Source organism: Serratia sp. NA_112.1 (assembly GCF_052691715.1).
This window is the reverse complement of sequence record NZ_JBQZFO010000016.1, coordinates 44,361-54,967: the sequence shown is the minus strand read 5'-3', so window position 1 is coordinate 54,967 and position 10,607 is coordinate 44,361. Positions and strand designations below refer to the sequence as shown.

Below are 10,607 nucleotides of genomic sequence, written 5' to 3'. Positions count from 1 at the left end.
GCGGCCCTGAAAGGGCAAGGACCATGGATGGGCCTTGTAAGCAGGTAACAACGCTGCGGCTTGAAAGGCGACGGGCAGCCACGAACTTGGGATCGAAAAGCTATGACTTCACCGATTAGTTACACCTCACCCACGGTCAGTGTTGAAGCGCTGAAACACTCCATCGCCTATAAATTGATGTTTATTGTCGGCAAGGACCCGGCGATTGCCAACCAGCATGACTGGCTGAATGCCGTGTTGTTTGCGGTTCGCGACCGTATGGTGGAACGCTGGTTGCGTTCTAACCGTGCGCAACTTTCACAGGATGTGCGTCAGGTGTATTACCTGTCGATGGAGTTCCTGATCGGCCGCACGCTGTCCAACGCCCTGCTGTCGATGGGAATTTATCAGGATATTGACGACGCATTGAATGAGATGGGGATGAGCCTGGGTGAGCTGCTGGAGGAAGAGAACGATCCTGGCCTCGGCAACGGTGGCCTGGGGCGGCTGGCGGCCTGTTTCCTTGACTCGCTGGCGACGCTGGCGCTGCCGGGACGTGGCTACGGCATTCGTTATGAATATGGCATGTTCAAACAAAATATCGTCAACGGCCAGCAGATGGAATCCCCGGACTACTGGCTGGAATATGGCAACCCGTGGGAATTCCCACGTCACAATACTCGCTATAAGGTGCGTTTTGGCGGCCGCATTCAACAGGAAGGCGCCAAGGCACGTTGGGTAGAAACCGAAGAGATTATTGCCGCCGCTTACGATCAGGTGATCCCCGGTTTTGATACCGATGCGACTAACACGCTGCGGTTGTGGAGTGCCCAGGCCAGTAATGAAATCAACCTGGGTAAATTCAACCAGGGGGATTACTTCGCGGCCGTTGAGGATAAAAACCACTCGGAGAACGTCTCACGCGTGCTGTACCCGGATGATTCCACCTATTCCGGACGTGAACTTCGCCTGCGACAGGAGTATTTCCTGGTGTCGGCCACGGTGCAGGATATCCTCAACCGCCACTGGACGATGCATAAAAGCTTCGACAACCTGGCAGACAAGATTGCCATTCACCTGAATGACACCCACCCGGTACTGTCGATCCCGGAACTGATGCACCGGTTAATCGACGAGCATAAATTCAGTTGGCTGGATGCCTGGGCCGTGGTGGAAAAGGTGTTCTCCTATACCAACCACACGCTGATGAGCGAAGCGCTGGAAACCTGGCCGCTGGATATGATTGGCCGGATCCTACCGCGTCACCTGCAACTGATTTTCGAGATTAACGATCACTTCCTCAAACACGTACAGGAAGTCGTACCGGGTGACAATGACCTGCTGGCGCGAGTGTCGATCATTGATGAAACCAATGGCCGTCGGGTGCGTATGGCCTGGTTGGCGGTGGTGGCCAGCCACAAGGTTAACGGCGTTTCCGCACTGCATTCCGAGCTGATGGTGCAATCACTGTTTGCCGATTTCGCCCATATCTTCCCCGATCGTTTCTGCAACAAAACCAACGGTGTTACGCCACGCCGCTGGCTGGGGCTGGCTAACCGTCCGTTATCCGCCGTACTTGATGACAGTATCGGCCAGACCTGGCGCACCGATCTCAGCCAACTGAGCGAGATAAAGGCCAATGTCGACTACCCGAGCTTCCTGCAGGCAGTGCAGGCCGCCAAACGGCAGAACAAGGAGCGTCTGGCTACCTACATCGCCAAAACGCTGAATGTGGTGGTCAACCCGGACGCGCTGTTCGACGTACAGATCAAGCGTATCCACGAATACAAACGGCAGTTGCTCAACGTACTGCACGTGATCACCTTGTATAACCGTCTGCTGCAGGATCCGGAAGCCGAGCGGGTGCCGCGGGTGGTGATCTTTGCCGGCAAGGCGGCTTCGGCCTATTACGCCGCCAAGCAGATCATCCGCTTGATCAACGATGTCGCCAAGGTGATCAACAACGATCCGCGCGTGCATACGCAGTTGAAAGTGGTGTTTATCCCGAACTATGGTGTCAGTCTGGCGCAGATGATCATTCCGGCGGCGGATCTTTCCGAGCAAATCTCACTGGCGGGCACCGAGGCGTCCGGCACCAGTAATATGAAGTTTGCTCTTAACGGCGCGCTGACTATCGGCACGCTGGACGGAGCTAACGTAGAGATGCTGGAACACGTGGGGGAGGAGAACATCTTTATCTTCGGCAATACCGCCGAGCAGGTAGAAGAACTGCGACGCAACGGTTACAACCCGCATCTTTACTATGAGCAGGATCCAGAGTTGCATCAGGCGCTGACTCAGATCGCTACAGGTGCTTTCAGCCCTGAGGAGCCAAAGCGCTACAGTAACCTGTTTGATTCACTGGTTAATCTGGGCGATCACTATCAACTGCTGGCCGATTACCGCAGCTATGTGGATACGCAGGATAAGGTGGATGAGGTGTATCGTAATCAGGATGACTGGACGCGGCGGGCAATATTGAATATCGCCAACATGGGCTACTTCTCTTCCGACCGTACCATTCAGGAGTATGCGGACGAAATCTGGCACATCAAACCTATCAAGCTGTAAATACAAAAGGGCCGGATTTCCGGCCCTTCAGACTGATGACAAACCTCATTTCTGCCCAGAGCGAGTAGAGGTCGATAAAGAAAAATCAGGAAAATCAATTTATTGATTTTCGGCTGCTCACCACAAAGCAGGAAAAACCACGCTTTTTCCTGCTTTGTCAGCAACAAAAAGGGCCGGATTTCCGGCCCTTTTAACGTTTAGCGGTTTACGATGCCAGAGACAGCGTTTTCACTTTCGCGTGTTCTGCCAGCCAGGCTTTTACCCGTGCCTGCTGTGCTTCGTCCAGCCACATACCCAGCTTGGTACGGCGCCAGATAGCGTCATCAAGTTCCACCACCCATTCTTTGTCGATCAGGTAGCGCAACTCGGCTTCATGCAGGCCATGACCGAAATCTTCGCCCAGGTCGCTGAGGCTATTGGCATTGGCCAGGATCAGCTCGCTGTGGCTGCCGTAGGTGCGGGCAAAGCGGCGTGCCAGGGATTCCGGCAACCAGCTGTGCTCACGGCGCAGTTTTGCGGCGTAGCTGTCGCGATCGCCACCGATATCCCCCCCTGGAAGCGAACCGTTTTTGGTCCACGCCGGGCCACAGCCAGGGTAGTAGTGCGCCAGTTTTTCCATCGCATGCTCAGCCAGCTTGCGGTAGGTCGTCAGTTTGCCGCCGAATACGGACAGCAACGGTGCTTTACCCTGCTCGTCATGCACGTCCAGCGTGTAATCCCGGGTCACCGCCTGCGGCGAGTCTGACTCGTCGTCGCACAGCGGACGCACGCCAGAGTATGTCCAGACGATATCGTCACGGCCCAACTGCTTCTTGAAGTGGTCGTTATACACTTTAAGCAGATAGTTGATTTCGTTATCGTCGATCTTCACGTCTTTCGGATCGCCGTGATACTCCACGTCGGTGGTGCCGATGATTGAGAATTCGTCATTCCATGGGATCACGAAGACTATACGGTGGTCTTCGTTTTGCAGAATATAAGACTGTGGCTGCTCGTGTACGCGCGGCACCACGATGTGGCTGCCTTTGATCAGACGGATGCCATAAGGGGATTTCAGCTTCAGACCATCGTCGAAGAAGTGCTTCACCCATGGGCCGGTGGCGTTCACCAGGCCCTTGGCGCGCCAGGTAAAGGTTTTGCCACTGTCGACGTCGACAGCTTCCACAATCCACAGGCCGTTTTCACGCCATGCGCGGGTCACTTTGGTGCGGGTGCGCACTTCGCCACCGCGCTTTTCCACTTCCTGGGCGTTCAATACCACCAGGCGAGCATCGTCAACCCAGCAGTCAGAATATTCGAAACCGCGCTTCAATTCAGGCTTCAGCACCGATTCTGGTCCAAAGCGCAAACCCTTGCTGCCTGGCAGACTGGTGCGTTTACCCAAGTGATCGTACAGGAACAGGCCAATACGGATCATCCAGGCTGGGCGCAGGTGCGGCTGATGCGGCAGACGAAAACGCATTGGGAAGGCAATATGCGGTGCCAGTCGCAGCAGTACTTCACGTTCGGCCAGCGCTTCGCTCACCAAACGGAATTCGTAGTGTTCCAGGTAGCGCAGGCCGCCGTGGATCAGTTTGGAACTGGCGGAAGACGTAGCACAGGCCAAGTCTTGCGCTTCCAGTAGCAGAACGGACAGCCCGCGCCCGGCAGCATCGGCCGCGATGCCGGCACCGTTGATGCCGCCACCGATAACGATCAAGTCTTTGGTTTCCACGTCAACTTCCTCCAGATGTTCGAAATAGCTCTTTCATGTTCGTTTTCGCTCATGATTGTAATCAAAAACCAACAAACAAGCCAAGACTTAACCAAACAAAAACATTTAGGCGTGATAGAGGTAACAGTTTGGTGATAGTAGGTATACAAAAAGAAGGGTTATTTAGAGATGGAATGACCGGGGCCAGCAGGCTGAACCCCGGAGAAAACGGCAGGAATAACGGAGGTAAAAAGCGGTACCGCAGGGTTAAACGGGATGGAAAGGGCTTAGCACAGTTCGAGCTGTACGTCGTACTGCTCGATGATTTTCATCACGCTTGGCGGTGGCAGTTGGTCGGTAAACAGATAGTCGATCAGGTTCATGTTACCGAGGTTGACCATCGCGTTACGGCCGAACTTGGAATGGTCGGTCACCAGCATGACGCAGCGCGAGTTTTCGATAATTGCGCGTTTGGTGCGCACTTCGTGATAGTCGAATTCGAGCAGCGAGCCGTCCATATCGATGCCGCTGATACCGAGAATGCCGTAATCGAGACGGAACTGGGAGATAAAGTCCAGCGTGGCCTCGCCCATGATGCCGCCATCGCGGGTGCGGACTTCGCCACCGGCCAGGATCAGACGGAAATCTTCCTTGGCAGTCAGCAGGGTGGCGACGTTCAGGTTATTGGTCACCACGCGTAGGTTCTTGTGGTTCATCAGTGCATGAGCGACCGCTTCCGGCGTGGTGCCGATGTCGATAAACAGCGTGGCACCGTCCGGGATTTGGCTGGCGACGCGTTGGGCAATACGCGCTTTCTGTTCCGACCACATCACTTTACGATCGTTGTAGGCGGCATTGACCGAACTGGAAGGCAAGGCTGCCCCACCGTGGTGGCGTTGGATTTTGTTCTGATCGGCCAGGTCATTTAAATCACGGCGAATCGTTTGCGGGCTGACGTCAAAATGTTCGACCAGTTCTTCCGTGCTGACATACCCCTGCAGGCGCACCAGCTCGATAATTGCGTCATGACGCTGTGTTTGCTTCACGGTAATCCCCTATACCCTAAATAATTCGAGCCGTATCGCGGCGGTAAGTCCGTGAATCCCCAAGAGCATAGCGAACTATGTGACTGGGGTGAATGGACGCAACCAACAAAGATGCAGCTTGAAGTATGACGGTTATAAAACGCCTGGCTTGTACCTGGCTGTTATTGTTCGTTGTGCGCGCGATGACGCGTGTCCCAAAATGCCATCAATAACCCTAACACTAAACCGGCTACGTGTGCCGCGTTAGCGATCGACATTCCTAAAATATCGAAATATCCGGCCACCAGCCACAGAACCGAAAACACCATCAGGCCGCGTGGCAGCATCAGACCGCGTTCCGGTGCACGTTCGCCGCTAAGCCAACAGTAACCCATCAGCGCATAGACTACGCCGGACAGGCCACCGAACAAGGCACCGCTGAACAGCGATTGCGCCCAACCGCTGAAAAAGGCCGAGACCACCGCCAGCACGAACAGCTTGCCGGCACCGAGGCGTTTTTCCATCGGGCCGCCGAGATACCACCACCACATCAGGTTAAAGGTGATGTGCAGCAGCGAGAAATGCAGGAAAGCATGGCTGACCCAGCGCCACAGTTGCAGGTACTGGCTGCTGTTTTGCGGCCAGGAGAGCCAGTACATCACCGTGTCGTCACCCAGCGCCTGCATCAGGATATATACCGCAATGCACAACACCATCACGCCGAGCGTCAGCGGCCCGGCTTTGCTGCGCAGGATTTGCAGATAGGAGAAGCCCTGATAGTGCAGGTCGGCTGCGGTGTTGCCGGCCTGCCAACTGGCGGCGCGATAGCGACTGTTAAGCGGGTCGATCAGGAACTGCTGCAGTTCGTGCTGCACCTGCTCCAGATGGCTGTCGTCCGCCAGCCAGATTTCCGCCGCCTCGCCGGTATTGTGCACCCTAAGCTCAATGCCCTGTGTCGTCATGTAGTCGACAAAGGCCTGCGCCAGGCGGGGATTGGATACGGCGATTACTCTAACCATGGCTTTTCCGTCTAAGTGAATGATTTTAGCCGTCGGTTTACCCCGATGGCGTTGACGGCCGATTATACCGTCGAAATCCTGAGCGCAGGCAGCAGATCTGCGAAAAACCCGCAAAAACACTCACTAAAAGCGCGAAAAAGGAACCCGCCGCAGACGGCGGGGGAAGGATTATGAGGAGGTTTCAACGTCCTGAGGATATTGGCGTGCCCAGGCCTCGAAGCCGCCGTCAATGCTGTACACCGCGTCAAACCCCTGATGCAGCAGATATTGCGCCGCGCTGCGGCTGCTGTTGCCGTGGTAGCACATCACCATCACCGGCCGCTCAAAGTCATTCTGCTGCATAAAAGTCTGCAGGCTGGCGTTGGTAAGGTGAAAAGCGCCTGGCGTGTGCCCGGCTTCAAAACTCTGTGGATCGCGGATATCGACCAGGGCAGCACTGCCGTCTTTCCAACGGCTGTATGCCTGCTCAACGTTGATCGCTTCAAACTGTTCCATGACTGCCGACTGCCTCGTAATTAGTAATGTCGCTATTGTAACCAACTCCGAGGCAATTAAGACCAGAGCGACGTTGTGGGTTTTTAGACCAACTGGACTTCAACGCCCTGCAGGCGAAGCTGTTCTACGATAGCAGGGGCGGCTTCGCGGCCGGTAATCACCATGTCGATTTGCTCGGTACGGCTGAACAGCATGCCTGCACGTTGACCAATTTTACTGCTATCGACCAGCACCACCAGTTTACCGACATAGTTCAGCATCTTCTGCTCGGCCATGGCGGTTAACATATCTGTTTTGTACAGGCCGTCGGCGGTGAGGCCAATGCCGCTGGTGAACATCCAGTGGCCGGCATACAGCGAAGCGTCGCCGTCCTGCGGTGCCAGGGTGATTGATTGGGTTTTATTGTACTGCCCACCCATGATCACTACGCTGTCATGCTCTTGCTCGATCAAATAGTTGGCTAATGGCAGGTAGTTGGTGATGACCTGCACGTCTTTACCGCACATCTCGCGTCCCAGCAGGAAAGCGGTCGAGCCACAGTTAATCACTACGCTTTCGCCCGGCTGGCACAGCTGCGCTGCCGCTTTGGCAATACGCATTTTTTCGTCCAGATGCTGGGCCTGGTGGATATTGAGTGGCGTCCATGCTGCGCGAGGGGTACTGGTGGCTTCTGCGCCATTGCGAACCTTACGCAGTTTACCGATTTCATTCAGTTTGTTGATATCGCGGCGCGCGGTGGCGGGGGATATTTCAAATGCCGTAATCACGTCCGCTACGGAGATCTGCCCCTTATGCTGTAAGAGATCGAGAATGGCATTATGGCGTTGGGACTCAGTCATGCAGGCTCCATCAGGGAGTGGGGACACTTTTTTTGATTATATGCGCACCTTCTGACGATTTGAATCATTGCTGTTCAAAAGTGCGCATAGGTATGACATCAAAATGCCCCATAGCCTGGTTACAGGAAGGATTTGAAAGGCAAATCGGGTTCAAGGGTAAAGCAGTCGTCAAAACCGCGTGGGTAGTGGTACTCCAGATTATCCTTGTCCAGCGGCCAGGTAAATTTGCCGCCAACCTGCCAGATAAAAGGCTTGAATCCGTATTGGAGCCGATCCTTTTTCATTTCCCAAAGCATGCGGATTTCCTGCGGGTCCGCCTGGAAATTAGACCATATGTCGTGATGGAACGGGATCACCAGTTTGGCGTTCAATGATTCCGCCATGCGCAGAATGTCGGCGCTGGTCATTTTGTCGGTGACGCCACGCGGGTTCTCGCCGTAGGAACCCAGCGCCACGTCGATCTGATGATCATTACCGTGTTTGGCGTAGTAGTTGGAATAGTGCGAGTCACCGCTGTGGTACAAGTTGCCGCCCGGTGTTTTGAACAGATAATTTACCGCTCGCTCGTTCATGCCGTCCGGCAGCACGCCTGCGGCTTTTTGTTCCACCGGCAGCGTGATCAATGCTGTGCGGTCAAAAGCATCCAGCGCGTGGATTTCCACATCTTTGATTTTGATTACGTCCCCCGGTTTTACCGTGATGCAGCGTTCGCGTGGTACCCCCCAGCCGATCCAGATGTCCACGCAGCTTTGCGGCCCGATAAAAGGCACCGAAGCCGCGCAGTTCTGCATCACGGCGGCGGCGACGTTCACGTCGATGTGATCGTTGTGATCGTGGGTGGCCAGGACGGCATCAATGTCCTTGATCGCAAAAGGATCGAGCACAAAGGGGGTGGTGCGCAGGTTGGGTTGTAATTTTTTCACCCCGGCCATGCGTTGCATCTGGTGGCCGTTCTTCATCAGTGGGTTGCTGTGGCTTTGTTTGCCGGTACCGCACCAGAAATCAACGCACAGGTTTGCGCTTCCTTCCGATTTCAGCCAGATGCCGGTGCATCCCAGCCACCACATGGCGAAAGTGCCTGGCGCGACCTGCTCGCGTTCAATTTCTTCATTCAACCAGGTTCCCCATTCAGGGAAGGTGTTCAGTATCCAGGATTCGCGCGTAATCGTTGCGACTTTGCTCATGGTTAACCCCTCATCATTTGCGGTTCATTGTTTTAAATAATCACATGTAATCATTTTAAGATTTAATGTGATCGATTTTGACTGAATGTAGCACCGTTTTTTTATGCTGGCAATGCAGTAAGGCGTTTGGCTTGTCACCGGGTTATCTGCGGGACATGGATTTAAAATGCGTAAAAGGTAATTTAATTCAATGGGTAATCAACGGAGTGAATCTTAGGGTGTTGAATCAACATAGAATTATTTTATATCTTGCGAGGTTGTTCACAAATAATCATTTATAATCTTTTTGTGATTCTTGGTGATTGGTATGGTGAGGATGTTCCTGCGTGACTGCGACGCCTGGCTTGGTGCTGGTGGCGTCCGCCAATGCGCAATAAGCATGCAAACGCTACCAGGAGAGCCAGATGGACACCCTCTACACCATTTTCACCGTTTTTTTTAATCAGGTGATGACTAACGCCCCCTTGTTGCTGGGGTTAGTCACGCTGCTTGGCTATGTGCTGTTGCGTAAAAGCGCAGCGGTGATCATCAAAGGCACCATCAAGACGATTATCGGCTTTATGTTGCTGCAAGCCGGTTCCGGTATTTTGACCAGCACCTTCAAACCGGTGGTGGCGAAGTTATCGGAGGTGTACGGCATCAACGGGGCGATTTCTGATACCTACGCCTCAATGATGGCCACCATTGAGCGTATGGGTGACGCCTACAGCTGGGTTGGCTATGCAGTGCTGCTGGCGCTGGCGCTCAATACCCTCTATGTACTGCTGCGGCGTATTACCGGTATCCGCACCATCATGCTCACCGGTCATATCATGTTTCAACAGGTTGGGCTGTTAGCCGTATTTTTCTACATCCTGGGCTATGGGATGTGGACCACCGTATTGTGCAGTGCGCTGCTGGCCTCGCTGTATTGGGGGATAACCTCCAACATGATGTTCAAGCCGACTCAGGCAGTAACCGAAAACAGTGGCTTTTCTATTGGCCACCAACAGCAGTTCGCCTCATGGGTGGCCTATAAAATCGCCCCTTATCTGGGCAAAAAAGAAGACAGCGTGGAAGCATTGAAACTGCCGGGCTGGTTGAATATTTTCCACGACAATATCGTTTCCACCGCCATCGTCATGACGCTGTTCTTCGGCATCATTCTCTGCTCATTTGGCCTGGATACGCTGCAGGCCATGGCCGGGAAAACGCACTGGACGATTTACATTCTGCAAACCGGGCTGATGTTTGCGGTGGCGATTTTCATCATTGTTCAGGGCGTGCGCATGTTTGTGGCCGAGCTGACTGAAGCTTTCAATGGTATTTCTCAACGGCTGATCCCCGGCGCGGTGCTGGCGATTGACTGCGCCGCCATTTACAGCTTTGCACCAAATGCCGTGGTTTGGGGCTTTATGTGGGGCACCATTGGCCAGTTGATTGCGGTGGCGGTGCTGCTGGTGCTCGGTTCTTCCATCATGATCATTCCCGGTTTTATTCCGATGTTTTTCTCTAACGCCACTATCGGCGTGTTTGCCAATCATTTCGGCGGCTGGCGTGCCGCCATGAAAATCTGCCTGGTGATGGGCATGATTGAGATCTTCGGCTGCGTCTGGGCCGTCAAGCTGACCGGGCTGAGCGCCTGGATGGGGATGGCGGACTGGTCGATTCTGGCACCGCCATTGATGCAGGGCCTGAGCCTGGGCCTGTGGTTTATGGGGGTGGTGATTGTGATTGCACTGCTTTACATGTTCTTCGCCGGGCGCGCCCTGCGCGCGGAAGAAGATGCGGAAAAACAGCTGGCTGAAACGGCCTCACAGTAA

At 54.3% G+C, this 10,607-nt stretch carries 8 protein-coding genes; 2 read left to right on the top strand and 6 right to left on the bottom strand.

The annotated features are described in order from the left end of the window. Positions 1 to 102: 102 nt before the first annotated feature. Positions 103 to 2,550, top strand: a complete 2,448-nt coding sequence (glgP, locus tag ACUTQ5_RS20970; protein WP_445652807.1) for a glycogen phosphorylase — start codon at positions 103 to 105, stop codon at positions 2,548 to 2,550. Between the two features lie 205 nt (positions 2,551 to 2,755). Here glgP and glpD read toward each other — a convergent pair whose 3' ends face one another. From glpD to ulaG, 6 genes are all read right to left on the bottom strand, one after another. Beyond that, positions 2,756 to 4,264 (bottom strand): glycerol-3-phosphate dehydrogenase, encoded by a 1,509-nt coding sequence (glpD, locus tag ACUTQ5_RS20965; RefSeq protein ID WP_445652806.1) that lies wholly within the window; start codon positions 4,262 to 4,264, stop codon positions 2,756 to 2,758. Positions 4,265 to 4,530: 266 nt separating this feature from the next. After that, positions 4,531 to 5,289, bottom strand: coding sequence for a DeoR/GlpR family transcriptional regulator (locus ACUTQ5_RS20960; RefSeq protein ID WP_020837378.1), 759 nt, complete (start codon positions 5,287 to 5,289; stop codon positions 4,531 to 4,533). 161 nt (positions 5,290 to 5,450) lie between these two features. After that, complete coding sequence (gene glpG / locus ACUTQ5_RS20955; RefSeq protein WP_445652805.1) at positions 5,451 to 6,287, bottom strand: rhomboid family intramembrane serine protease GlpG; 837 nt, start codon at positions 6,285 to 6,287, stop codon at positions 5,451 to 5,453. 168 nt (positions 6,288 to 6,455) lie between these two features. Next, the gene (gene glpE, locus ACUTQ5_RS20950; protein ID WP_445652804.1) at positions 6,456 to 6,782 is read right to left on the bottom strand and encodes a thiosulfate sulfurtransferase GlpE; all 327 of its coding nucleotides are present in this window, start codon (positions 6,780 to 6,782) and stop codon (positions 6,456 to 6,458) included. A gap of 83 nt (positions 6,783 to 6,865) precedes the next feature. Further along, positions 6,866 to 7,621: an HTH-type transcriptional regulator UlaR gene (gene ulaR, locus ACUTQ5_RS20945; RefSeq protein WP_445652803.1), complete on the bottom strand. Its 756-nt coding sequence runs from the start codon at positions 7,619 to 7,621 to the stop codon at positions 6,866 to 6,868. A gap of 119 nt (positions 7,622 to 7,740) precedes the next feature. Continuing rightward, on the bottom strand, positions 7,741 to 8,805 hold the full coding sequence (ulaG, locus tag ACUTQ5_RS20940) for an L-ascorbate 6-phosphate lactonase (protein WP_217331882.1): 1,065 nt from the start codon (positions 8,803 to 8,805) through the stop codon (positions 7,741 to 7,743). Positions 8,806 to 9,209: 404 nt separating this feature from the next. Between ulaG and ulaA the strand changes: the two genes are divergently transcribed. Then, positions 9,210 to 10,607 carry a PTS ascorbate transporter subunit IIC gene (gene ulaA, locus ACUTQ5_RS20935; RefSeq protein WP_445652802.1) on the top strand — a complete coding sequence of 466 codons (1,398 nt, stop codon included), beginning with the start codon at positions 9,210 to 9,212 and terminating at the stop codon, positions 10,605 to 10,607.

Bases quoted from the DNA above. Each gene is read 5' to 3' on its own strand.
- glgP (WP_445652807.1), top strand. From the start codon at position 103: ATGACTTCACCGATTAGTTACACCTCACCCACGGTCAGTGTTGAAGCG.
- ulaA (WP_445652802.1), top strand. From the start codon at position 9,210: ATGGACACCCTCTACACCATTTTCACCGTTTTTTTTAATCAGGTGATG.
- glpG (WP_445652805.1), bottom strand. From the start codon at position 6,287: ATGGTTAGAGTAATCGCCGTATCCAATCCCCGCCTGGCGCAGGCCTTT.
- ulaR (WP_445652803.1), bottom strand. From the start codon at position 7,621: ATGACTGAGTCCCAACGCCATAATGCCATTCTCGATCTCTTACAGCAT.
- glpE (WP_445652804.1), bottom strand. From the start codon at position 6,782: ATGGAACAGTTTGAAGCGATCAACGTTGAGCAGGCATACAGCCGTTGG.
- ulaG (WP_217331882.1), bottom strand. From the start codon at position 8,805: ATGAGCAAAGTCGCAACGATTACGCGCGAATCCTGGATACTGAACACC.